Raw genomic sequence first — 23,448 nt, 5'->3', positions numbered from 1 at the left:
AACTGTTGATCGACATGCAGCGGCTGCGCGTCCTGCGGGCGGTGGCCGAGCACGGCAGCTTCAACCGGGCGGCCGCGGCTCTCCACCTCACCCCCTCGGCCGTCTCCCAGCACGTGGCCACCCTGGAGCGCGGCCTCGGCGCCCAGGTCGTCGCCCGCAGCACCCGCGGCGTCACCCTCACCCAGGCCGGCCACATCATGGTCGGCGCCGCCGAGTCCGTCGCCGCGGAGCTCGAACACGCACAACAGCGGGTGGACCAGCTCAGCACGGGCCGCGTGCAGCTCACCGTCGCCAGCTTCACCAGCGGCGGCAGACTCCTGCTGCCCGCGGCTCTTCCCCGGCTCATGGCAGCCCATCCCTGCACCGTGCTCCACGTCAGGGAGGGCGAGCCCGAGGACACTCTGCCCCTCGTCCGTCAGGGCGCCGTGGACCTCGCGCTCGCCTACCACTTCGACGGCCCGCTGCCCGTCGGCCCGGGTCCCGCCTCCGGCCTGGCATGGACCCCACTCCTGGAAGACCCTCTCCACGTCGTCCTCCCGGAGACGCATCGACTCGCCGACCGCGACGCCCTCGACCTCGCCGAGCTGGCAGCCGAACCCTGGGTGCTCGGCTGCCTGAAGACCGTGGCCTACCTGCGCTGTTACGCCGAGCGCGCCGGCTTCGACCCGGAGGTGCGCGGCACCACCACGGACTACTACTTCGCCCGCTCCCTCGTCGCCGCGGGCATGGGAATCTCCCTGATCCCCTCCATCGCGCTCACCCCGGAGATCCCGGGCCTGCGCACCGTACCGATCAAGCAGCCGGGGCCGATCCGGCACATCGGCGTCGCCGCGATCGGCCGGGGCGACCGGCCCCACGTCACGACGCTGGTCGAAGCGCTTCGTGAGCAGGCGGTATTGGGTTCACCTTCAACGACCGGGCACGCCTTGGCTTTCCCGCATCCGTAGAGATGTAACGCCCGTGGCCTCTCCGGCCAAGAACAGTCGTACGCAGCATTGGTGAAGATTGATCAGGGCGACGAGGAGAGCGATGGGGACGGAGAGCAGAAGTCGAGGCGGGCCGGCCGGGGGCGGGCTGCGGGATCCGCTGGTGTTCGAGGAGTTCTACCGGCGGCATGTGGATGCCGTGACGCGGTTCGTGGCGCGGCGGGTGAGTGATCCGCACACCGTCGCGGATCTGACCGCCGATGTCTTTCTCGCGGTGGTCGACTCCGGGGACGGGTACCGTCCCGGGCTCGGGAGCGAGGCGGCCTGGCTGTTCGGGATAGGCCGCAACGTCGTCCATGCCGAGTACCGGCGCAGTTCGCGGCAGGCCGGACTGGGGGCGCGGATCGCGGGGCGGCGGTTGCTCGACGACGACGACATCGCGCGCCTCGAGGAGAAGCTCGACGCCGAGCAGGGCGGGCGCCGTGCCCTTGAGCTGCTCGCGAATCTGCCCGAGAGCGAGCGGGCCGTGCTCGAACTCGTCGCCGTCGACCAGCTGACCGTGAGCGAGGCCGCGGCAGCCCTGGGGACCACCCAGGTCGCCGCCCGCGTACGGCTGCACCGTGCACGCAGAAAACTGCGCGGCGCCGACGGGCTCGCGGGGGAGCAGCCGGTGCGCCGGCAGGCCGAGCAGCGCGGACAGACGGAGCAGCGCCAGCAGGTCGAGCCCACGCGGCAGGACGCACGCACACGGCGCGTCGAGCACGCGCAGCAAGCCGAATCATGTACCGCCAACATCGCCTACGCGGGGGGAGAGTCATGAGCACCCAGACATTCGAGGACCGGCTGCTGGAAGAACTGCAGCGCGAAGTACGGCTCCAGGGCGCCGGGGCGGGCTCGCGGCCGGCGGTGGTGCCGGTGCGCCGACGGTTCGTGACGCCGGTGCGGGCCGGAGCGGTCCTGGTGGCCTGCGCGGCGGCGACCGTGACGGCGATCGTCGTGCCGGGAGGCGAAGGCGGATCGGCGGCCTATGCCGTGGAGAGGCTCTCCGGCGGTGCGGTCCGTGTCACCGTCAGCGATCTGACGCTCGACATCGGCGAGCAGGAGGCGCTGGCCGGCAAGCTGCGCGCGGCCGGGGTCCGGGTGTCGGTGGACGAGGTGCCCAAGGACAAGGTCTGCCGCATGCCGCGTGGCGAGATGATCGGCAACACCGTCATCAGCCTGCTCAACTCCGCTCCGCAGGACGGCAAGGACGGCAAGGGCGACGGCGCGGGCGGGCGGGAGGGGGCATCGCGGCCCGACCGGGCCGAGAAGCGTCCGGGCAGGCCCGGCCCGCACGGCGGCAAGGTGTGGAAGCTGGTCCTCCACCGGGGCGACACCATGGTGATGGAGCGCGGCACCGGGGCCCACCCCGGCAACGACAGCGGCTCCACGAGCTTCTACGGCATCCGGGGCAAGGCCGCACCCTGTGAGCCGGTCCCGAGCCCGTAGGGGACTGACTGACGGATCGCCTGCTGCTCCCGCCCGGTGCTGTGCCGGGCGGGAGCAGCACGGTTTCCTGCGCGGCGAGGCGAGCGGGGGTCCTTCTGCCCGGACCCGCGTGGCCGTGCAGAGGGTCGGCCGGACAAGTGACTACCTCACCGAACTGGCCGAATGTCTCCGCGCCTTGAAGACCACCACCGGACCACCCGTGCACGCCTGACCGCAGCGCCCTTCACGACATCCGCGCATCATCAACATCCTCAACTTGCCTGCCCTGCAAGCGTCTTGACAGCGCCCTTCCGTCGGGCAGCGGTGGCCCCGGTGCGACGGCGGGGCATGTTCGGCCATGAAGAAGATCGTCTCACGGCGGCTCGCCGACGCGGCGGTGCCGATGCGTGGTCTCGCCGCGCAACCCGCGGCTTCCAGCGGTGACGAGTAGGCGCTTTCCAGCCAGCCTCAGTGGGGCCGTGATGAACGGGGCGCGCTCGTGGTGAGTGGTCGTGTGCTCCGTCGTCGGACCGTGCGGCCGGCCCGACTCGGGTTCGACCGTCCGCCCTCGGCGCGAGCGGTCCGGCGTGGCTCTCTGACGTGCGGGCGGTCGTAGTCAGTGCTCAACGCAGCGTAATCCCAGTTCACTTGGGGTCCGCCCGCTTCCGCTGAGGACGGCGGCCCTGTTCCGTATGCCCCTGAGCACATGGCTGCGCGTGTCCGGGCCGCAGTGGCGCACCGATTGAGTGCCACGGCTGACGGGGCCGGTCACGGATGGCGACGCTCGTCTGCCGCATGGCCGGAATTTGCAGCCGAATAACCAAACAATCTTGGGATTCTCTGGTCAGGCGCCTCTGCAGGCACATAGGTTCCTTCAGGCATTCGCTACCGGCCAAGGGCGACAGCCATCGGCCGGGTGGTGCGCCAACGGCCGTCTCCGCCCTGCTCGTCGACCTGAACCGCTGTCCTCTGCACGACCGTGCCACACCGTCCCCACTGCCCGAAGGATCCTCTGCTTATGGCCGCCAGTGCACACCGTGTGGTGTTGTGCTCACACCACCCGGCGAGCCGCGAGGCCGACGGCCGAGGGTGGTGCTGATGGCGAGTTCGAACCCGGCCGGCCGTGACTCGGACCTCTATGCGGCGGTGCAGGACATTCAGGCGGGCTACTGGATGGAGATGCGGCAGGTGCTTGCCCGGACGGGCAGCTGGCCGCAGTGGACGTCCCGTACGCAGGTCCTTGGGATCGTCGCGGCTCAGGCCAACGTCGTGGAGTTGTGGCTGAAAGAGGAGCCGGGGAGCCTCGCCGCCCGGGTGATGTACGCCAGAGTCGCCACCGAACGGGTGCTGCAGGCCCACCGGAGGCAGTGGGCGCGTGATTCCCAGAAGGCACAGGACCTGGAGAAACTCGTGGCCCGGGCCCGGGACGCGTGCCACAGGGCGGGCGAGGGCAATCCTGACGACTCGGTGCCCTGGATCTGCCGCCTGGCCCTGGCCGAAACGGACACGACAGGACGCTACCCGGAGCATCACGTGGCTCCGCCACCCCATGAGTACCTGCTGCCTCACGGACCCTGGGGCCTCCTTGGGGAAGTGCACCGACGGGATCAGTTCAACCGCGAGGCATGGCACCGCATGTCCCAGGCGCTCCAGGCCCACCCGGGCCCGGCGGGCCGCCAGGCGGTCGCGACGGACTTCGCCCGCTGGACGGCCTCCTTCGCGCCACCCGACTCGCCCCTGCTTCTGCTGCCCATCTACGCACGTGTGCAGGAGCACAGGGAGCGACGGGACAGAGGCGCCGAGGTCATGCTGAACCTGCTGTGGACCAGGGAGGACACCACCCGAGCGGTCACGCAGGCATTCGAGGGCTGGTTCCAGAAGTGCGATCCGGCCACCAGTTCCCAGCTGGATCTGAACTACCTCGCCTACGCCCTGGCGAGGGGCGGTTTCGCTCAGTGGGCGACCGAAGTGTTCGATGCCATCGGCGACTTCGCCACTCCCGCCCCGTGGCAGTACGACGCCCGGCACCCGGCGGACCAGTGGCGGAAGGCATTCGAGGAGGACCGCGTCGCCTGCCTGAGATCCCATCCGCGGCATACGGGAAAACACCCGTGACCGCAGACCTGCCCCCACGGGCGGGCGCCGCCACGTCCCCCCAGCGGCCCGGCAGCCACCCCGCCTGCACCCCCTTGTTTCAGCTTTCCTGTGCGGAGAACCCATGACTTCGGTAAGAGCACGGCACCAGCAGCCGAACCCGGTCGACGACGACGGGGAGGACGCGCGCATCCTCCAATCGCTGGGCTACACCCAGCAGTTGCACCGCCGGATGGGGGCCTTCGGCAATTTCTCCGCCTCCCTGTCGGTCATATCGATCATGTCGGGGACCCTGCTCCTGTTCGGCTTCGGCCTGAACTCGGGCGGCCCCTCGGTGATCGTGTGGGGATGGCTCGCCGTCGGCCCGCTGGTGCTGTGCCTGGCCGCGGCCCTGGCGGAGATCACCTCCCGCTACCCCACGAGCGGCGGTCTGTACTACATGGCCCGTCAGCTCGGAGGCGAGCGGTGGAGCTGGTACACCGGCTGGCTCAACCTCCTGGGCCTGCTCGGCGGCATCGCCGCCCAGGACTACGGCATCGCGACGTTCACCGCCGCGTGGATGAACCTGCAGTTCGGCTACACGCCGACCCCGGAATCCCTGCTGCTCGTGTACGGGATCGTCCTCGCGCTGCACGCGGTCCTGAACCTCTTCGGCACCCGGCTCATGAACATCCTGACGTCCGTGAGCGCGTGGTGGCACCTGGCGGGCGCCGTCGTCATCATCGGCTCCCTGGCGTTCGTGCCCTCCGACCACCAGTCGGCCGGCTTCGTCTTCACCGAGTTCACCAACAACACGGGCTGGGGCGTCCCGGTCTACGTGATCCTGCTCGGCATGCTCCTTCCGGTCTTCGCCCTGGCCGGCTACGACACCTCGGCCCACCTGAGCGAGGAGACCAACCACGCCTCCGTCGCCGCGGCCCGCGGGATCTTCCGCTCGGTGGCGGTGTCCTGGATCGCCGGCGGCATCCTGCTCCTGACGCTGCTGTTCGCCATCCAGGACTACGCCACGACCCTGGCGGGACCGACCGGCGTACCCGTGGCACAGATCCTTCTGGACGCCCTTGGCGAGGCGGCGGCGAAGGCCCTGCTCCTTGTGATCATCGTGGCCCAGTTCCTGTGCGGCTACACCGTGACCGCCAGCGCCAGCCGGATGATCTACGCCTTCGCCCGGGACGGCGCCCTGCCCGGCTCGGAGCGCTGGAAGAAGATCAGCCCCCGCACCGCCATCCCCGCCAACGCGGTCTGGCTCGCGGTCGTCGTGGCGTTCGTGCTCGCGCTGCCGTCCTTGTACTCCTCGACGGCGTTCACGGCGGTGACCGCCATCTCGGCCGTGGGATTCACCTCGGCCTATGCCATCCCGGTGCTGCTGCGACTGCTCCACCGCGACCGATTCACCCCGGGGCCCTGGAATTTGGGCCGCTGGAGCAGGCCGATCGGCTGGGTGGCGGTGCTGTGGGCCGGTGCGGTCACGGTCCTGTTCCTGCTGCCGCAGAGCAGCCCGATCACCGTCGACACCTTCAACTACACCCCCGTCGCCGTAGTGGTGGCCTTCCTCATCGCCGCGCTGTGGCGGCGCTTCGGACGCAGCTCCTACCACGTGCCCCGCTCCAGTTCCCCCAGCGAGGACAAGCAGTTCGAGGGCATCATCTGATGACGACGAGACCACCCTCGACCTCAACGACCCAGGGGAGTACGGTGACTGGCTTCACGGAGTCCATCGAATCGGCAGAGCAGCTCACCGTGGCCTGGCGTGCCATGGTGCTCGACCGCAACGCGGACGCGGATGTGCGTGACCTCCCCGGCATCGCCGTCCGCTGGGCCGACAGCCCCTTCTCGTTCTGGAACTGCATCACCCTGACCGACCAGGGCGCGGGAGCCGATCTCCTCGCGCAGCGTCTGCGCCAGGCGGTGGACATCATGCGGGCGAAGAAGCACCCGGGCCTCCTGTGGCTCTTCGAGGGCCTGCTCGACGACAAGGGCCGCACCGCGCTGGCCTCGGCAGCCGAGCAGGCTGGCCTGCATCACGCGTTCCCCGGTACGGGCATGGCCGGAGACCTGCTGCCCGTCCCCGACCCGGTCCACCCCGACCTGACGTTCGTGCGCGTGCGCACCGACGAGCACTTGCTGGCCTACGCGGACCTCCAGTCACGCGCCTACGGGTTCCCCTTGGAGGCAGGCCGCGTCGGCCTGGACGGATCCGCGCACTGGAAGAGCGAGATGTACGCCTACCTGGCCATGCGGGGCGACGTTCCGGTGGCGTGCGCCGCGACGGTCGAAGCGGAGGGCCGCCTCTTCGTCGCCTTCGTCGCCACCGACCCGGACTGGCAGCGCAGGGGCTACGGCGAGGCGGTCACGCGCAAGGCGCTGCACGAGGGCGCCCGCGCCACCGGCCTCACCCGCGCCACCTTGCACGCGACCGAGGCCGGAGCCCCCGTATACCCGCGTATCGGTTTCACGCCGAACACACCCATCCACTTCTACACGCTGAAGGAGTGAGCCGACGAGGCCGGCTCAGGCCGCGGTGCAGGAGCCGACCGCCGGGGGCGTGCTGCTGCCGTTCTTCATGACGGTGAAGCCGAAGCTCGTAGAAGCCCCGGCGGCCAGGCTGCCGTTGCCGTTCGGCCTCATCGTCATGACGTCGCCGCTGGTGTCCCAGGTGGGTGAGCCGTTCCAGGTGGCGGAGACCTTCTGCGGCGGTGTGACGGTGACGGTCGTGGACCAGTCCCTGATCGCGGAACTGCCCGCTGTGACGGTGACCCTGCCGTTGAAGCGGTCGCTCCATTCCTCGGCCTTGCCGTAGGTGGCCGTGCAGGTGGCGCCGGGGGTGCCGGTGCCACCGAGCGCGGTCAGCGTCGCGTCGTACGCGGGCTTCTTGTTGTAGTTGTCGTCGAAGAGCAGTGGCGTTCCGCCGGGACGCCACGAGTACTTGTCGGTGACGCCCCAGACGGTGATGCCGGTGCAGCGCGCGATCGCCAGACAGGACCGCACGACGTTGCTGTAGTTGTCGGCCTGCGCCGTGCCCGAGCCCTCGATGTCCAGCTCGGTGATCTGTACGTCGACACCGAGGTCGACGAAGCGCCGCAGGTTCTCCTTGTAGTCGGACGGGACCGGCGATGCGCTGTTGAAGTGGGACTGGAAGCCGACGCAGTCGATCGGGGCGTTGCGCGCCTTGAGTTCCTTGACCAGGTTGTAGACGGCATTGCTCTTCGCGTTGATGCCGTCGGTGTTGTAGTCGTTGTAGCAGAGCTTGGCGGCCGGGTCGGCGGCGCGGGCGGTGCGGAACGCCTCCTCGATGTAGCCGTCGCCGAGCTTGTCCTGGAAGGGCGAGCTGCGCCGGGCACCGCTCTCGCCGTCCTGGAAGGCCTCGTTGACGACGTCCCAGGAGTGGATCCTGCCCTTGTAGTGCTGCATGACCTTGGTGATGTGGTTGTTCATCGCCGATCTGGCGTCGTCGGCCGTGCCGAGACCACTGACCCAGCCGGGCAGTTGGGAGTGCCACACCAGGGTGTGCCCGCGGACCTTCATGCCCTTGCTCCGGGCGTGGTCCACGATCCGGTCGGCGGAGCCGAAGGTGAAGGTGTCGCGGGTGGGCTCGACGGCGTCCCACTTCATCTCGTTCTCCGGCGTCACGGAGGTGAACTCGGTGTCGAGCGTGGAGACGTACGGGGCTTCGCCGAGGTGGTTCGCGGCTACGGCGGCGCCGAAGTAGCGGCCCCGCTCGGCGGCCGCGGCGCCGAGGGTGTCGGCGGACTGGGCGGTGGCGGTGACGCCGGTTGCGGCGAGCAGGCCCGCCGTGCCGAGGACCAGTGCGGTGTGGGTGCGGGTCGCCATCTTGTCCCCTTCATCGGGTGGAGGGCAGGGGCTGGCGGCGGTACCCGATCAGGGCGTGTGCTCTGCCTGCCCGAAAGTTTCGGAATCATCTCCGAATCGTTGACGGACCTTAGAAGCGCACACCCTTGGCGTCAACAGGCTGCGCACCCGCAACCTGAGTCGGTGTGAGGAGACGGCGCGTCGGCCGCGCCGGTCCGAAAGTTTCGAAGAGACCTGCGACGGGCCCCCTGGCTCAAGCCGCGGGCATGCCCGGTGCGGCCCCGGTGCTCTCCCGGACGACCAGCCGCGTGGCCAGCTCCATCCGCAGCGTCGGGCCGGGCAGCACCGCGTCCGCGCCCAGCAGCACGATGCGGGCGGCGAGGGCCGCCATCTCACGCAACGGCTGGCGCACCGTCGTCAGCGGCGGGGACGCCCAGGCGGCGTTCGGAACGTCGTCGAACCCGACGATGCTCACGTCGGCCGCGACCCGCAGCCCGGCCTGCCGGATCGCCTCGTACGCACCCAGGGCCATCAGGTCGCTGCTGGCGAAGACCGCGGTGGGCGGGTCGGCGAGCGCGAGCAGTTCGCGCATGCCGGAGAACCCGGTCGTGTAGTAGAAATCGCCCGGCTGTTGGAGCGCCGGGTCGACCTCGATGCCGGCTCGCTCAAGTGCCGCGCGGTACCCGTCCAGGCGCGCCCGCGCACACAGTGCGTCCTCATGACCCCGCAGGATGCCGATGCGGCGGTGCCCCAGGTCGATGAGGTGCTGGGTCGCGGCCATGCCGCCCTGCCAGTTCGTCGCGCCGACCGTCGGCACCGCGGCGTCGGGGCTGCCGACCGGGTCGACCACGGCCAGCGGGATGTCCAGGGAGTCGACCTGCTTGCGCTGCGCCGGGGTGAGGTCGGTGACCGCCAGGATGATGCCGTCCGAGCCGCGCGTGGCCACGTTGTCCAGCCAGCGCCGGGTGTCGACGGTGGTTCCGTGCGCCGCGGTCATCACCACCTCGGCGCCGTGTTCGGCCGCCGCGCTCTGCACTCCCTGCATCACCTCGCACGCCCACAGGCTGTCGACCTCGCGGATGACCAGGTCGACCAGGCCGATGGTCTTCTTCGGGCGGGCGCGGCGGCGCAAGTAGTTGTGCTGCTCCAGCAGTTCCAGGACGCGGGCCCGGGTCTCCGGTGCCACCTGGTCGTGGCCGTTGAGGACCTTGGAGACGGTCGGCGCCGACACCCCGGCCTCGCGGGCGATCTCGGCGATCGTGACGCGGGCGGCGGGAACGGCAGTGCCGGTCGTGGCCGTCGTCGCGCCGCTGCTCCGTCGGCCGGGCATGGGTGACCTCGTCTCTGTGTCGGCTCGCTGCGGTCAGCATACGCGCAGCCGATTCCGATCGTTTCGGCAATTTTCCGGCACACCGAGCTTCCGGACCCTGCCGACAACTCGCGGCGCCCTGCCCGAAATATCCGTTGACGCTGCTGTGTCTGCGTCCTACGTTGCCCGCGTCGCTTCACAGAAACATGCCGAAAGTTTCTGCATCCATGAAGGGTGCCTCAATGAGTGGTGAGGGAGGAGCGGGCTCGACGGGGTGTGGATGCCGCGCTGCCCCGTACGCATCGAGCCCCGCCCCCAGCACCGACGAGAGCAACCACCACTGACCAACCGGGGGCGACGGGACGCGCCCGGGTGACGGAGAGGAACCACCGTGAAGCACGTATTCAAACGGCCACGGCGCATCATCGGAGCGATGGCGGGCCTGCTGGCCACCACGCTCCTCGGCGCACTGGCCCTGGTGACAGCGCCGTCCGTGTCGGCGGCGGCGAACGGCACCATCTGCGAGAAGTACGGCAGCGAGCATGTGTCGGGCGGCCGGTACATCGTCCAGAACAACGAGTGGGGCGACAACATCGGCCAGTGCGTCGACGCTTTCGACGGCGGCTTCACGTACACCTCGGGCCATCACAACCTGCCCGGCAGTCCCGCGCCCGCGGGCTATCCGTCGATCTACGCCGGCTGCCACTGGGGCAACTGCTCCAGCGGCAATGGGCTGCCGCAGCAGGTGTCGTCCTTCACCAACCCGCAGTCCCACGCGGACTTCACCACCACCGGCGACGGCAAGTGGAACGCCTCGTACGACATCTGGTTCAACACCAAGCCCTCCACGAACGTCGTCAACGACGGCGAGGAGCTGATGATCTGGGCCAACCGGGCCGGGTCGCCGCAGCCGTACGGAAACAAGGTCGACACCGTCTGGCTGGCGGGTGCCGACTGGGACGTGTGGTACGGCCCGCAGAGCTCCGTCGTCGACGGCGTCACCATCACATGGAACACCGTCTCCTACGTCCGGCACGAGCCGGTCGACTCGCTGACGGTGAACATCAAGGACTTCACCAACGACTCGATCGCACGCGGCTACCTGCGGCCCTCCTGGTACATGACCAGCGTGCAGGCCGGCTTCGAGCCGTGGGTCGGCGGACCGGGCCTGGGCGTGAAGAACTTCTCGTACACCCCCGACGGAAGCGCCTCGGCGGGCGCCTCGACCGCGCGGAGGTAGGGCGGACCGCTGCCCGCACGGGTCGCCGTCCCGCCGGGGTGCGCTGACCATCCCGCTATTGAGGTGCGATCGCCTTGACCCAGTCGTCGACGGTGACGACATCCGCCCACTGCGGGAACAGGCGATCGATGAGCACCCGGTGCACCTCCGGGTCGGTGTCCAGGCAGCCGTCGGAGAGGACGGTGAGGCCGAAGTCCAGGTCGTTGGCCTGGCACACGGTGGACAGCACCACGGCGCTGGTGGCGATGCCGGTGAGTACGAGCCTGTCGATGCCGCGTGCCCTCAACACGACGTCGAGATCGCTGCCCGAGAACGCGCTCGCCCGCCTCTTGGTGACCACCACGTCGCCCGGCCGGGGCGCGACGTCGGGGTGGATCTCGGTGCCCGGGGCGCCCTCGACGAAGAGGCCGGCCTGGGCGATGGCGGCGAGAGGCTTGTTGCGCGTGCCGACTTCGGGGAATCCGGGACGCAGCGCGATGACCACGTAGATCACGGGGACGTTCGACGACCGGGCCCCGTCGATGGCCCTGCGCAGGCGTGGCAGATATCCGGAGTCGGCGTCGGTGTCGGCGATGTCCACGATTGCCTGTTGGACGTCCATCACGAGAAGGGCGCTGCTCATGTCGTCTCCAGAAACGAAGTCAGTTCGGCGTCGAGACGGCCGGGTTCTGATGTTCGAATCCGAATCCTACGTGGCCTCGGGGGCGTTGGGAGTGCGCCCATCGGGCAATGGGAAACGGGCACAGGCGCTCGGCTGCCAGCCCTCGCCGCGCCGCCCGAGGCCGTTCACTCGGCCTCCCTCTTGCCCGCCAGCATCTGTTCGATCCGGTCGAAGCGTTCGTGCAGGGCGCGGGCGGTGTCCTCGCACAGCAGGTGCGCCTCCTGTTCGGCGCTGTGGACCAGGCGATGACGGCGCTTCTGCTCCCGGCCGACGAACCAGGTGGCCAACGCGGCGGTGACCATGCCGTACGTGGTGATGCCGACGCCCATCACCACCGCGCCGACGATGCGCCCCCACAGGGTGACGGGGTAGAAGTCGCCGTATCCGACGGTGGTTGCCGTCTCGACGGACCACCACAGAGCTTTCGGATACGTCGTGATGTTGGCGTTCCTCGCGCCGTCCTCGGCGGCCACCACCGCCCAAGAGCCGACCAGCATCGTCACGGCGAGCAGGGCGGTCGCGCCGCCGGCGGCCTTGAGGTGCAGGGAGCGGCCCTCCCGGCCGAGCAGCAGCTCGACCGCCCTGGTGAGAAATCCCGGCAGCATGGGCGGATCCTGCGTGACCAGCCGCGCGTGGGAGGACAGGGCGCGCACGCGGGTCACTGAATCGGCCCCGGGTGACGTATGCCGGCGGCTTCGGGCTCACCGGCGCGGGCCGGTGCCCGTCCGTGGGCCCGGGTTTCCCGCCACCGGCATGAACCGTCACACTGGCCTCCACACCCCTGCTGAAGGCACCGCCGCAAGGCCTTGTTTCCTCTGAGGAATGGTGAACGTGGCAAAGATTCTGATGATCGGCATCCATCCGAGTGCGATCGACTACAGCCTGCATCCGGACTTGGACGAGGCTGTGCTGAGCGCACGGATCGAGCAGGGCCTCGCGGCCGTACGGGCGGCGGGCTTCGACGCCGAGCACTGCCTGATCGGTGTGGATCCGGAGGAGGTGGAGAAGACGGTGCGCGCTGCGGTGGCCGGGGGGTCCGTGGACCTGGCCATGATCGGTGGCGGTGTGCGCATGGCGGCCGAGCACACTCTGCTGTTCGAGCGGGTGATCAACCTGCTCGTCGCGCTGGCCCCCGGGATCCGGTTCTGCTTCAACACCTCACCGGAGACAACGATCGATGCTCTACGTCGCTGGGCGCCGGACGCCTCCTGACCTGTGACGAGCGGCCCGCTCCCATGCCTCGGCTTCGGCCTGTGCCCGCTCGGTGGCCTGTTCGGCGGCCTCGTGTGCGCCGGCGCTGACCAGCCCCGTCTCGTAGGCGACGATGACGGCCTGGACGCGGTCGCGGAGTCCGAGCTTGGCGAGGATGCGGGCGACGTGCGTTTTGACCGTCGCCTCGGCCAGGTGGAGGCGGGCGGCGAGTTCGGCGTTGCTCAGGCCTTGGGCCAGCAGGCCGAGGACCTCCAGTTCGCGCGGGGTGAGCGAGGCGAGGTCGCGGTGGAGGGCGGCGGTCTCGCTGCCGCGTTGCGTGAACCGTTTGACGAGGCGGCGGGTGATCGCGGGTGCGAGGAGAGCGTCGCCGGTACGGACCGTGCGTACGGCCGCGGTCAGGTGCTCGGGGGTGACGTCCTTGAGGAGGAAGCCACTGGCACCGGCCGACAGTGCCGCGTAGACGTATCGGTCGAGGTCGAAGGTGGTCAGGATGATGACTCGGGGTTTGTCCGACGCGTCGGCGAGGATGCGGCGGGTGGCCTCCAAGCCGTCCATCTCGGGCATCCGGACGTCCATCAGGACCACGTCGGGACGTGTGCGGCGCACCGCGTCGACGGCTTCGTTTCCGTTGGTCGCCTCGGCGACGACGTCGATGCCGTCGGCGCGGAGGATCAGCCGGAATCCCGTGCGCACCAGGGTCTGATCGTCGGCGAGGAGCACACGCAGCGGCTCGGTCACGGTGTCTCCAAGGGGATCAGGGCCTCCACACGGTAGCCGCCGGTCAGGCGGCGGCCGGTGTTCAGGGTTCCGTCGTGGACGGCGAGGCGCTCGCGCAGGCCGATCAGGCCCCGGCCGTTTCCGGTGGGCGCGCCCGCGCCCGGGCGTCCACCCGTGTCGGTGACTTCCACCCGGAGCCGTTCGGGGCCGTAGTCGACGGTCACGGCGGCGGTGGCACCGGACGCGTGCTTCACGGTGTTGGTGAGGGCTTCCTGGACCACGCGGTAGGCGGCGAGTTCGAGGCCGGCCGGGAGCGGACGGGGCGGACCGGTCACGGTCAGGTCGATGGGCAGCCCGGCGGCCCGCACTCGTCCGACCAGCGATTCCAGCCGGTCCAGACCCGGTTGCGGGGCCAGCTCCGCCGCCGCGTCCACCAACTCCGCACCACCGTCCGCTACTTCGCCCTCGTCGGCCATGGTGAGCAGTCCCATGACGTGGCGCAGCTCGGTCATGGCCGCTCGCCCGCCCGCCTCGACGGCGAGCAAGGCTTCCGCGGCCTCCTCGGGGGCCGTCTCCATGATCTTGCGGGCGGCCCCCGCCTGAATGATCATCACGCTGACGTTGTGCGTGACGACGTCGTGCAGTTCGCGGGCGATCCTGGCCCGCTCGTGCTCGACGGCCCGGCGCAGTGCCTCGGCCTGTTCGCGTTCCAGGGCGGAGAGCCGGGTGCGGCCCTCGTCCGTGCGGAGCTTCCAGGTACGCAGGCCGACGGCGGCCACGGCCATCGGGACCAGGATCAGCAGGGCGATGTATTCGTTGGGGACGATCGGCGTCACCGAGTTCCCCGAGGTGCCGACCAGGACGACCGACACCGGCAGCGCCGTCAGGGTCGCCACCCGGTACGGGCTGTACACGGCGGCGCTGTAGACGGCGATGACGAACGCGTAGAAGGTCAGCCGCAGGACGCTCTGCGGTGTCGCCAGCGTCGCGGCCGTCACGACGCTCAGCACGGCGAGCGGGTAGCGGCGGCGCAGCGCCAGGGCACCCGAGGCGATGACCGCGAGGGTCACCATGAAGGCCAGGCCGCCGGGGCCGCGCGGGCGCGGCACGGAGTACTCCACGCCGGGTGCGATCTCACGCAGCACGACGTTGTCGACGTTGTCGATGCCGTAGTAGACGGTGGAGACTCCGATCACCAGCGCCACCAGCACGTCGAACTGCCAGGCGCGCCGAGTGGGTTGCAACGGTGGCCCGCTCGGATGCCTGGCGTCGCGGACCGCCCGGCGGACGGCTTCCAGCAGCCGCTCCAGCCTCGTACGTACGTTCATCACCGGGTCATTGTCACCGCCGCACGGGACCCTTCGAGTCCGTCCCGGTGGTCATTCCCGGCGCGGCGGATACATCAGCCGCCTACATCGCAGGGATGACGTCCCCTCGGCTCATCCCAGTGCGGTACGGCATGGGGTTCGGTCGGGGGACGCGTGCGGGCCGGGCCCGCTCCTAGCGTTCACGCAGCCAACTGCCTGTACCCGAGGAGCCCTTCATGACCATGCCGGTGATCGAACTGCGCGGTGTGAGCCGCCGATACGACGACGGTCCGCCCGCTCTGCACGAGGCGTCGCTGACCGTGCGGCGCGGCGAGGCCGTCGCGATCCTCGGCCCTTCCGGCAGCGGCAAGTCCACGCTGCTCAACCTGATCGCCGGCCTGGACCGGCCGGACACCGGGACCGTCACCGTGGACGGGGTGCGGGTGGACCAGCTGGGCGAAGCCGGATCGGCGCTCTACCGGCGGTCGAGGATCGGCATGGTCTTCCAGTTCTTCAACCTGCTCGACGACCTGACCGTCATCGACAACGTCGTCCTGCCCGCGCGCCTCGCGGGCATGGCACGTGGCGAGGCAGGCCGTCGGGCAGTGGAACTCCTTGAACTGCTTGCCATCGACCGGCACGCCCGCGCCTACCCGGGACGGCTGTCCGGCGGCGAACGGCAACGCGTCGCGGTGGCACGGGCGTTGATGAACCGGCCGGCCCTGCTCCTGGCCGACGAGCCGACCGGGGCCCTGGACACGGCCGCCGGACAGGACGTCAGCAGGCTGCTCACCGACCTCAACGCCGAGGGCCAGACCATCGTCGTGGTCACCCACGACCTGGCTCTTGCCCGGTCCTGCACGAACCGTACGGTCCGCATCGCCGACGGCCGGATCACCGACGACACCCGGTCGCGAGGCGTCGCCCCGGAGGCCGTCCGATGAGCGCGCTGGGCAAGGTGGTGCGCTCAGGGGTGGGACGACGCCGGGTGCAGACACTGGTGATCGGGCTCGCCACGATGATGGCGGTGGCCGCCTCCGTCCTCGGCGGATCGCTGCTCGTGGTCTCCGGCGCGCCCTTCGACGACGCCTTCGCCGAGCAGCACGGCGCGCATCTGTCCGTGCAGTTCGACGCGGGCAGAGTAGGTGCCGGTCAGTTGGAGAAGTCAAAGGGCTCCGAAGGGGTGAGCGCCGCAGCAGGGCCGTTCCGTACGGCGACGGTCACGCCGCGGTCGGACGGCAGAGCCAACCCTGGGTGGCCGATGACCGTGGTCGGCCGGGGCGATCCCGGCCGGGACGTGGACGAGGTGGCACTGCTCGACGGGCGGTGGCCCACGCGCTCCGGCGAGATCGCGCTGTCCGCCAACTCCTCGGTCATCCCGGCCATGGGCATGAAGCTCGCCTTCCCCGATCTGCCCGGCGACCCGACGCTGACGGTGGTCGGTGTGGCCCGCTCGGTGACGCGGACCGCCGACGCCTGGGTGCTTCCGTCCCAGATGCGGGCGCTCACCGCGCCCGGCAGGGGCGGCTACCAGATGCTCTACCGTTTCGCGGACGCGGGCACCGCCACGCTGATCACCGCGGGCGCCAAGGCCGTGACGCAGTCCCTGCCGCCACGCGCGGCCGTCGGCGAACAGTCCTGGCTCACCGTCAAGAAGAGCGCCGAGCAGGACACTGCCGTCTACGTCCCGTTCCTCCTCGCGTTCGGCGCCCTGGGGCTGGTCATGTCGGTGCTCATCGTCGGCAACGTGGTCGCGACGGCCGTCGGCACGGGAACGCGCCGCATCGGCATCCTCAAGGCCGCCGGTTTCACCCCGGCCCAGGTCGTACGTGCCTACGTGGGCCAGGCGTTGATCCCGGCCGCCGCCGGCACGGCTCTCGGTGTCCTCGCCGGTCACCTGCTAGCCGTCCCCGTACTGGCCGAGACCGAGGAGGTCTACGGCACCTCGTCCCTGGGCATCGCTCCCTGGGTCGACCTGACGGTGATCGCCGGAGTGCTGGGCCTGGTGGCGGCGACCGCGTGGGGGAGTGCCTTGCGGGCCGGGCGGCTGCGTACGGTCGACGCGCTCGCCGTCGGGCGCAACTCTTCGGCGGGGCGCGGCCGGTGGGCGGCCCGTCTGGCCGGACGGCTGCCGTTGCCGCGGCCGGTCGCCCTGGGTCTGGCCCGGCCCTTCGCCCGGCCCGCCCGTGCGCTGGCCATGGGTACGGCGGTCCTGTTCGGGACCGTCGCCGTCACGTTCACCGTGGGGATGGGCGCCTCGCTCGGCCAGGTGATGAAGGCCAAGGCGCACGACGCCGCCGATGTCGTCGTGCCCGCGCCCATGCCGGACCTCGGACCCCAAGGCCCTGGTCCCGGTCCTGGTCCTGGTCCTGGTCCCGATCCCGGTCCTGCTCCTGAGAAGCAGCCCAAGGCCGATCCCGCCGCAGTCGCCGCGGCCATCAAGTCCGCCGCCGGAACCGGGAAGTACTACAGCGCCGCGACGGTACGTACGTCCGTGTCCGGCCTGACCGGCACCACCGACGTGACCGCCTTCACCGGCGACGCCTCCTGGGGCGGCTACACGATGGTCTCGGGCCGCTGGATCGACAAGACGGGCGAGGCCGTGGTCCCGACCCCGTTCCTGGCCGCCACCGGCACCCGCGTCGGCGACACCGTCACTCTGAACGGCCTGGCCGAGCCGGTCACCGTACGGATCGTCGGCGAGGTCCTCGACCCGCGCAACGACGGCATGCAGGTCTTCACCGACGCCTCGACCCTCAAGGCCGCACATCCCGACCTGACGGAGACGAGCCACCACATCGCGGTCACGTCCCGTACCGAAGTCGCCGCCTACGTCGACGCGTTGAACAAGGACCTCACACCGCTGGGGGCCACTGCCCGGGCCGGCGGGCTCGACGCAGGCGGCGACATGGTCGGCACGCTCAACGCGCTGTCCGGGATCCTCACACTGATGCTCGTCGCCGTCGCCGCGCTCGGCGTGCTCAACGGCGTACTGCTCGACACCCGCGAACGTGTCCGGGAGCTCGGTGTCCACAAGGCGCTCGGCATGACCCCCGGGCAGACCATCGCGATGGTCCTCACCTCGGTCGTCGTGACCGGCCTTGCCGCGGGCGCCATGGGCGTGCCGCTCGGCGTGGCCCTGCACGGACTTGTCCTCCCCGCGATGGGCGACAGCGTGGGACTGCGTCTGCCCGAGTCCGCCATCGCCGTCTACCACGGCGCCGAACTGCTCCCGCTCGCGCTCGGCGGCCTGCTCATCGCCACCCTGGGTGCGCTCCTGCCCGCCGGCTGGGCCGCCAGAGCGCGGACCGCCACGGCTCTGCGCACCGAGTAGGAGGCCAGGTTGAGACAAGGTGAGACAAGGGAGGGGCAATGAGATCGCTGAGGCAATTTCGGTTGCCCGGAGCGTTTGGCAGCCGTGACACTGCGCCCATCATGACAAGTGCTCCCGGGGACATGTCCGTCGCGTCAGGGGGCCTCTGGTCCCGTAACTTCTCGCTCTTCTTCGCCGCCCGTGGCATCGCCCGGCTCGGCGACATGATGGCTCCGGTGGCGCTGGCCGCCGGGCTTGTGCTGAGCGGGTACGGGGCCGGGGTGGTGGGTGCCGTACTGGCCAGCATGACGGCCTGCTTCGCCGGGCTCGTGATCTTCGGCGGGGTGATCGCCGACCGGGTGAACAACCGGGTGCTGATGATCGGGGCAGATCTCGTACGCGTCGTCGTACAAGCCGTCATGGCGGCCCTCTTCTTCACCGACCACATCGTCGTCTGGCAGATCTGTCTGCTGTCCGCCCTCAACGGCATCTGCGCCGCGCTCTTCCAGCCCGGCCTGCCCACCCTCATCCCACGAATCGCCGCCGACGTGCAGGGCGCGAACGGGGCCATCCGCACCATCGAGTCCCTGATGACCATGGCGGGACCGGCGGTGGCCGGTGCGCTGGTGGGGCTCACCGAGCCGGGCGGGGTCTTCGTCGCGTACGCCTTCACGTACCTGGCGAGTGCCGTCTGCCTGGCCCTGCTGCGGCTGCCGACGGCGGAACGGTCCGTGGCGGCGAAGGAGAACTCCTTCCGGTCCGATCTGGTGCAGGGCTGGCAGGAGTTCCGCTCCCGCACTTGGCTCTGGGGCGTCATCGTGATCTGGATGGTCCTCATGATCTCGTCCTGGGGGCCGATGATCCCGCTGATCGCGACAGAGGTCGTCTCGTCGCACGGCCCCGGCACGCTCGGCCTGATCAACTCGGCGATGGGCGCCGGGATGGTGGCCGGTGCGCTCATCGCCATGCGGGTGCGGCCGATGCGCCCTCTGCGGGCGGGTTCCGTCGCGCTGCTGCTGTACTGGCTGCAGCCTGCGTCGGTGGCGCTCGGGCTGCCGGTGCAGCTGATCGCCGCGGGGCTCGCGGCCGCGGGCGCGGCCAACGCCTTCTGGGGCGTCATGTGGACGACCAGCATCCTGACCCAGGTGCCGACCGGGGTACGGAGCCGGGTGCACGCCTACGACGTGGCCGGCTCGGTGGCGATGATGCCCGTGGGCCAAGCCCTCGCCGGCCCCGCCTCGGAAATCTTCGGGGCGCGCGAGGTGCTGGAGTTCAACGCGGTGATGGCGATGGTGGTGGCGGTGGCGCTGCTGTCCGTGCCGGCGATCCGCAATCTGCGCAAAGTAGAGGCTCGCGGCAGATCCGACGCCGACACCGACGCACGGCTGACGAGGCATTAGACGAGGCATTAGACGAGGCATTACGGGGCTGACCACCGGGTCGAGGGTAGGGACAGCACTATGTTCCGCGGCGGCGGAGTTCCACCAGTTTCATGATCCGCACCACGATTTCGGGCCCCGCCCTGTGTATCGGCGAACGCTGACCGCAGGCGTACCCCCGATCCTCCGGTGCCCCTCCTCGAGCGGTGTCGCTCGCCGGACAGACGAGGAGTACAGATGCCCAACTTCCAGACCGGCGAGGCTGAGCTTCGGCTCCGACTGGGCCGACGTCCGGCTTCGGGTGGCTGTCCACGACGGCAAGATCTGGGCCCTCGTCAAGAATTGGGACATCAAGGCAGCGAGTGGACGCCTCGCGGAGAAGCTCCCCGCGGGCGCCCAGAAGATCAGCATCGGGCGAGTGAAGACCAGCGCCACGGACTCGGTGGACGACGCTCCGGTGAGCTGGCTGCTCGAGTACCTGTAGGCGCGACCGAAGTGCCCTCGCGGCGCCCTGGTCCGGCACGTGACCGGACCAGGGCACCATTGCGCTTTCTGTGGTGGTGTACGGGCGGCTGGGCGGCCCGCCCGTGGATGAGTGGTGGTCAGCAGCCGCCGGGTGCAGTGGTGGTGTCGCCGATGGGGAGCGTGGCCGGGGTTGCGCAGCATCCGCCGCTCTCCTCGTTCTGCTCGGCGGTGGGTTCGTCGAAGAGTCCGGCGCCGCCGCAGACGCCGGTCTCGGGCAGGGTCAGTTCGACGCGCTCAGCTGCCTCCTGGTCGCCGGCGAGAGCGGCGGCGATGGAGCGGACCTGTTCGTAGCCGGTCATCGCGAGGAAGGTGGGGGCGCGGCCGTAGCTCTTCATGCCGACCAGGTAGGCGCCCTGCTCGGGGTGGGACAGCTCCTTCACGCCGTGGGGGTAGACGGTGCCGCAGGAGTGGACGTTGGGGTCGATCAGCGGGGCCAGTTCGACCGGTGCCTGGAGACGCTCGTCCAGGCCGAGGCGGAGTTCGTCGAGGAAGGACAGGTCGGGGCGGAAGCCGGTGAGGCCGATGACCTCGTCCACGGGGTCGAGGCGGCGGCCGTCCTCGCCGACCAGGACCAGTCGGTCGCCGGACCGCTCGACGACGGTGGTGCGGAATCCCGTCACGACGTCCGCGTGGCCCTCGTCCACGGCGGCCTTGGCGGCGAGGCCGAGCGCGCCGCGGGCGGGGAGTTGGTCGGATGCTCCGCCGCCGAAGGTGGAGCCGGTGATGCCACGCCGCAGGATCCACACGGCGTGCGTGCCCGGTGCTTCCTTCGCGAGGTCGGCCAGGTAGGCGAGGGCCGTGAAGGCGGAGGCACCGGAGCCGATGATCGCGGTGCGCTTGCCCGCGTAACGCGCGCGGACGGCGGGGTCCTTCAGGTCCGGGACGCGGTACGTGACGTGGTCGGCCGCCGCGCGTTCGCCGAGTGCGGGCAGGCCGTCGCCGCCGAGCGGGCTGGGCGTGGCCCAGGTTCCGGAGGCGTCGATGACGGCGCGGGCGAGGATGCGCGCCTCGTGGCCGTCCGCGTACCGGATATGGACGGTGAAGGGCTGCTGGTCGCGGTCTGCGTCGACGACGCGGTCGCGGCCGGTGCGGGAGACGCCGGTGACGCGGGCGCCGAAGCGGACTCGCTCACCGAGGACGTCGGCGAGCGGCTGGAGGTACTGCTCGGCCCAGTCGCCGCCGGTGGGGTACGCGACGCCGTCGGGCCTGACCCAGCCGGTGGGGGCCAGGAGCTTCTCGGCGGCCGGGTCGGTGACCTCGGCCCAGGGGGAGAAGAGGCGGACGTGCGACCACTCCCGTACGGCAGCGCCCGCGGTCTGTCCGGCCTCCAGGACCAGCGGCTCAAGGCCGCGGTCGAGTAGCTGGGCGGCGGCGGCAAGGCCGATGGGGCCGGCGCCGATGACCACGATCGGCAGGGCGGCAGAGGTGTTCTCGCTCATGACGTGCTCCAGAAGGAGGGTGGCATCGATCTTCTGATTCGACGTTTGTCGATATCGCTGGCACTTCGGAGCTTGCCTCATCGGTTCGATGGATGTCAATATTGACGTATGTCGAAGTCGAGTGTGGTGGAGCTGCAGGTCGTGGACGAGGCGGTGGCGCCGTGCTGCCCGCCGCTGACGGAGCGGCCGCTGACGGCCGAGGAGTCCGAGCGGACCGCGAAGATGTTCAAGGCGCTCGGGGACCCGGTCCGGCTGCGGCTCTTCTCGCTGGTCGCCTCGCACGAGGGCGGCGAGGCGTGCGTGTGCGACATCTCCGATGTCGGCGTTTCGCAGCCGACCGTCTCCCACCACCTGAAGAAGCTGAAGGAGGCCGGTCTGCTGGCCTCCGAGCGACGCGGGACGTGGGTGTACTACCGGGTCGAGCCGAGCGTGCTCGCGGCCATGGGCAAGCTGCTGGCGGCCCCGGCGTCCGCCTGAAAGAAGGTCGGCGCGGGGGTGCAGAACAGGGGCAGTTCAACGGGCGGGCCGACGCTTACGCCGCCCTCCGTCAGGCGACGGGCGTGAACTTCCGGCGCCATGCCAGCGACACGTAGACGAGCGCGACCAGGACCGGCACCTCGATCAGCGGGCCGACGACGCCGGAGAGAGCCTGGCCACTGGTGACGCCGAAAGTGCCGATGGCGACCGCGATGGCCAGCTCGAAGTTGTTGCCCGCCGCGGTGAACGCCAGTGTCGCGGTGCGGTCGTAGGCCAGGCCGATCGCCTTGCCGAGGGCGAAGGTGCCGAACCACATGAGCGCGAAGTACACCAGCAGCGGCAGCGCGATGCGGACCACGTCCAGCGGCTGCGAGGTGATCGTCTTCCCTTGCAGGGCGAAGAGGATGACGATCGTGAAGAGCAGCCCGTACAGGGCCCACGGGCCGATCCTCGGCAGGAAGTTGGCCTCGTACCTCTCGCGGCCCATCTTCCGCTCACCGATCCGGCGGGTGAGGAAGCCGGCCAGGAGCGGAACGCCGAGGAAGATGACGACGTTCAGGGCGATCTTCCACATGGAGATGTCGAGGTGCTCGCCGTCGCCCAGGCCGAGCCAGCCGGGAAGCAGGTCGAGGTAGAACCAGCCCAGCAGGCCGAACGCCAGGACCTGGAAGACAGAGTTGAGGGCGACCAGGACGGCGGCCGCCTCGCGGTCACCGCAGGCGAGGTCGTTCCAGATGATGACCATGGCGATGCAGCGCGCGAGCCCGACGATGATCAGGCCTGTGCGGTACTCCGGTAGGTCCGCAAGGAAGATCCAGGCGAGCGCGAACATCACCGCGGGCCCGGCCAGCCAGTTGATGACCAGCGACGATGCCATCAGCTTGCGATCGCCGGTGACGGCGTCGAGCTTGTCGTAGCGGACCTTGGCCAGGACCGGGTACATCATGACCAGCAGGCCGAGCGCGATCGGCAGGGAGATCCCGCCGAGTTCGACCTCGGCGAGCGCGTCGTTGAGGCCGGGGATCAGCCGGCCCAGGCCGAGGCCGACGGCCATCGCGGCCAGGATCCACACCGCCAGGTAGCGGTCGAGCGTGGAGAGTTTGGCGACGACCCCGGAAGCGACGACCCCGGAACCGGCGGCCGGGGCTGGGTCCGGGGCCGCGGGTGCGCCCGCGCCCGTCTGTTCCGTGCTGGTCATCAGCAGGCCCGCTTCCGGCCGGTCTCGATCGTCTCGCGCGCGGTGGTCGCCAGGCCCGCGAAGGAGCCGGACAGGGCGTCGAGGACTTCGGGCTTGAGCTTGTAGTAGATGAACCGGCCGCACGGCTCGGTGTCCACCACGCCCGCCTCGCGCAGCACCTTCATGTGGTTGGAGAGGTTGGTCTGCTTCGCACCGGTCTCGGCGACCAGATGCGTGGTGCACAGCGTCTCGTGGGCGAGCAGGGTCACGATCTTCAGCCTGAGCGGGTCGGCGAGCACCCGCAACAGTTCAGTGTCGACTGACGTCAGCATGGACTGATACTGTCACATCATTCGAGACTGACACCAGTCCAGGCTGAATCGTGGAGCCCGTCG

22 protein-coding genes are annotated in these 23,448 nt (G+C 70.2%); 13 read left to right on the top strand and 9 right to left on the bottom strand.

Annotated features, from left to right (window positions below; genetic code table 11):
• Positions 1-14 precede the first annotated feature (14 nt).
• From IEY91_RS16745 to IEY91_RS16720, 6 genes are all read left to right on the top strand, one after another.
• Entirely contained in the window at positions 15-947 is a 933-nt protein-coding gene (locus tag IEY91_RS16745; RefSeq protein WP_373287975.1) for a LysR family transcriptional regulator, read from the top strand.
• Positions 948-1,029: 82 nt separating this feature from the next.
• Positions 1,030-1,746: an RNA polymerase sigma factor gene (locus IEY91_RS16740; RefSeq protein ID WP_189174574.1), complete on the top strand. Its 717-nt coding sequence runs from the start codon at positions 1,030-1,032 to the stop codon at positions 1,744-1,746.
• A complete protein-coding gene (locus IEY91_RS16735) occupies positions 1,743-2,414 on the top strand; it encodes a hypothetical protein (protein WP_189174573.1) in 672 nt (223 codons plus the stop codon). The genes IEY91_RS16740 and IEY91_RS16735 overlap by 4 nt, the downstream gene beginning before the upstream one ends.
• Before the next feature lie 1,077 nt (positions 2,415-3,491).
• Complete coding sequence (locus IEY91_RS16730) at positions 3,492-4,508, top strand: hypothetical protein (protein ID WP_189174572.1); 1,017 nt, start codon at positions 3,492-3,494, stop codon at positions 4,506-4,508.
• A gap of 103 nt (positions 4,509-4,611) precedes the next feature.
• Positions 4,612-6,138, top strand: a complete 1,527-nt coding sequence (locus IEY91_RS16725; RefSeq protein WP_164327827.1) for an amino acid permease — start codon at positions 4,612-4,614, stop codon at positions 6,136-6,138.
• A 44-nt stretch (positions 6,139-6,182) separates the two neighbouring features.
• Positions 6,183-6,983, top strand: a complete 801-nt coding sequence (locus tag IEY91_RS16720) for a GNAT family N-acetyltransferase (protein WP_229697017.1) — start codon at positions 6,183-6,185, stop codon at positions 6,981-6,983.
• Positions 6,984-6,998: 15 nt separating this feature from the next.
• Here IEY91_RS16720 and IEY91_RS16715 read toward each other — a convergent pair whose 3' ends face one another.
• A complete protein-coding gene (locus tag IEY91_RS16715; RefSeq protein WP_189174570.1) occupies positions 6,999-8,318 on the bottom strand; it encodes a glycoside hydrolase family 10 protein in 1,320 nt (439 codons plus the stop codon).
• A 232-nt stretch (positions 8,319-8,550) separates the two neighbouring features.
• Positions 8,551-9,627: a LacI family DNA-binding transcriptional regulator gene (locus IEY91_RS16710; RefSeq protein WP_189174569.1), complete on the bottom strand. Its 1,077-nt coding sequence runs from the start codon at positions 9,625-9,627 to the stop codon at positions 8,551-8,553.
• Between the two features lie 370 nt (positions 9,628-9,997).
• Here IEY91_RS16710 and IEY91_RS16705 point away from each other — a divergent pair, with 370 nt between their 5' ends.
• Positions 9,998-10,846, top strand: a complete 849-nt coding sequence (locus tag IEY91_RS16705; protein ID WP_189174568.1) for a GH12 family glycosyl hydrolase domain-containing protein — start codon at positions 9,998-10,000, stop codon at positions 10,844-10,846.
• 55 nt (positions 10,847-10,901) lie between these two features.
• Here IEY91_RS16705 and IEY91_RS16700 read toward each other — a convergent pair whose 3' ends face one another.
• A complete protein-coding gene (locus tag IEY91_RS16700) occupies positions 10,902-11,468 on the bottom strand; it encodes a cysteine hydrolase family protein (RefSeq protein WP_189174567.1) in 567 nt (188 codons plus the stop codon).
• Positions 11,469-11,632: 164 nt separating this feature from the next.
• On the bottom strand, positions 11,633-12,112 hold the full coding sequence (locus IEY91_RS16695) for a potassium channel family protein (protein WP_164328896.1): 480 nt from the start codon (positions 12,110-12,112) through the stop codon (positions 11,633-11,635).
• 226 nt (positions 12,113-12,338) lie between these two features.
• Between IEY91_RS16695 and IEY91_RS16690 the strand changes: the two genes are divergently transcribed.
• Positions 12,339-12,719: a beta/alpha barrel domain-containing protein gene (locus tag IEY91_RS16690; RefSeq protein WP_229697015.1), complete on the top strand. Its 381-nt coding sequence runs from the start codon at positions 12,339-12,341 to the stop codon at positions 12,717-12,719.
• Here IEY91_RS16690 and IEY91_RS16685 read toward each other — a convergent pair.
• On the bottom strand, positions 12,690-13,457 hold the full coding sequence (locus IEY91_RS16685; RefSeq protein WP_229697014.1) for a response regulator: 768 nt from the start codon (positions 13,455-13,457) through the stop codon (positions 12,690-12,692). The genes IEY91_RS16690 and IEY91_RS16685 overlap by 30 nt on opposite strands.
• On the bottom strand, positions 13,454-14,764 hold the full coding sequence (locus IEY91_RS16680) for a sensor histidine kinase (RefSeq protein ID WP_189174565.1): 1,311 nt from the start codon (positions 14,762-14,764) through the stop codon (positions 13,454-13,456). Before IEY91_RS16680 ends, IEY91_RS16685 begins: the two co-directional genes overlap by 4 nt.
• 215 nt (positions 14,765-14,979) lie before the next feature.
• Here IEY91_RS16680 and IEY91_RS16675 point away from each other — a divergent pair, with 215 nt between their 5' ends.
• The 4 genes from IEY91_RS16675 to IEY91_RS16660 all read left to right on the top strand — a co-directional run bounded on the left by IEY91_RS16675 (position 14,980) and on the right by IEY91_RS16660 (position 19,919).
• On the top strand, positions 14,980-15,687 hold the full coding sequence (locus tag IEY91_RS16675; RefSeq protein WP_189174564.1) for an ABC transporter ATP-binding protein: 708 nt from the start codon (positions 14,980-14,982) through the stop codon (positions 15,685-15,687).
• A complete protein-coding gene (locus IEY91_RS16670; protein ID WP_189174563.1) occupies positions 15,684-18,077 on the top strand; it encodes an ABC transporter permease in 2,394 nt (797 codons plus the stop codon). The genes IEY91_RS16675 and IEY91_RS16670 overlap by 4 nt, the downstream gene beginning before the upstream one ends.
• A 101-nt stretch (positions 18,078-18,178) precedes the next feature.
• Positions 18,179-19,456 (top strand): MFS transporter, encoded by a 1,278-nt coding sequence (locus IEY91_RS16665; protein ID WP_189174562.1) that lies wholly within the window; start codon positions 18,179-18,181, stop codon positions 19,454-19,456.
• 280 nt (positions 19,457-19,736) lie between these two features.
• Positions 19,737-19,919, top strand: coding sequence for a hypothetical protein (locus tag IEY91_RS16660; protein ID WP_189174561.1), 183 nt, complete (start codon positions 19,737-19,739; stop codon positions 19,917-19,919).
• 118 nt (positions 19,920-20,037) lie between these two features.
• Here the strand turns inward: IEY91_RS16660 and IEY91_RS16655 are convergent, their stop codons facing one another.
• A complete protein-coding gene (locus IEY91_RS16655) occupies positions 20,038-21,399 on the bottom strand; it encodes an NAD(P)-binding domain-containing protein (RefSeq protein ID WP_189174560.1) in 1,362 nt (453 codons plus the stop codon).
• A gap of 108 nt (positions 21,400-21,507) precedes the next feature.
• On the opposite strand from IEY91_RS16655, the gene IEY91_RS16650 reads away from it, so the two are divergent.
• A complete protein-coding gene (locus IEY91_RS16650; protein ID WP_164327839.1) occupies positions 21,508-21,876 on the top strand; it encodes an ArsR/SmtB family transcription factor in 369 nt (122 codons plus the stop codon).
• A gap of 70 nt (positions 21,877-21,946) precedes the next feature.
• Here the strand turns inward: IEY91_RS16650 and arsB are convergent, their stop codons facing one another.
• Both arsB and IEY91_RS16640 read right to left on the bottom strand, forming a co-directional pair.
• On the bottom strand, positions 21,947-23,074 hold the full coding sequence (arsB, locus tag IEY91_RS16645) for an ACR3 family arsenite efflux transporter (RefSeq protein WP_189174559.1): 1,128 nt from the start codon (positions 23,072-23,074) through the stop codon (positions 21,947-21,949).
• Positions 23,074-23,385 carry an ArsR/SmtB family transcription factor gene (locus IEY91_RS16640; protein WP_189174558.1) on the bottom strand — a complete coding sequence of 104 codons (312 nt, stop codon included), beginning with the start codon at positions 23,383-23,385 and terminating at the stop codon, positions 23,074-23,076. Before IEY91_RS16640 ends, arsB begins: the two co-directional genes overlap by 1 nt.
• Positions 23,386-23,448: the final 63 nt, after the last annotated feature.

The sequence above is a fragment of the Streptomyces lasiicapitis genome (assembly GCF_014646335.1).
Classification (GTDB): Bacteria; Actinomycetota; Actinomycetes; order Streptomycetales; family Streptomycetaceae; genus Streptomyces; species Streptomyces lasiicapitis.
This window is presented reverse-complemented; position numbering and strand designations above follow the sequence as displayed.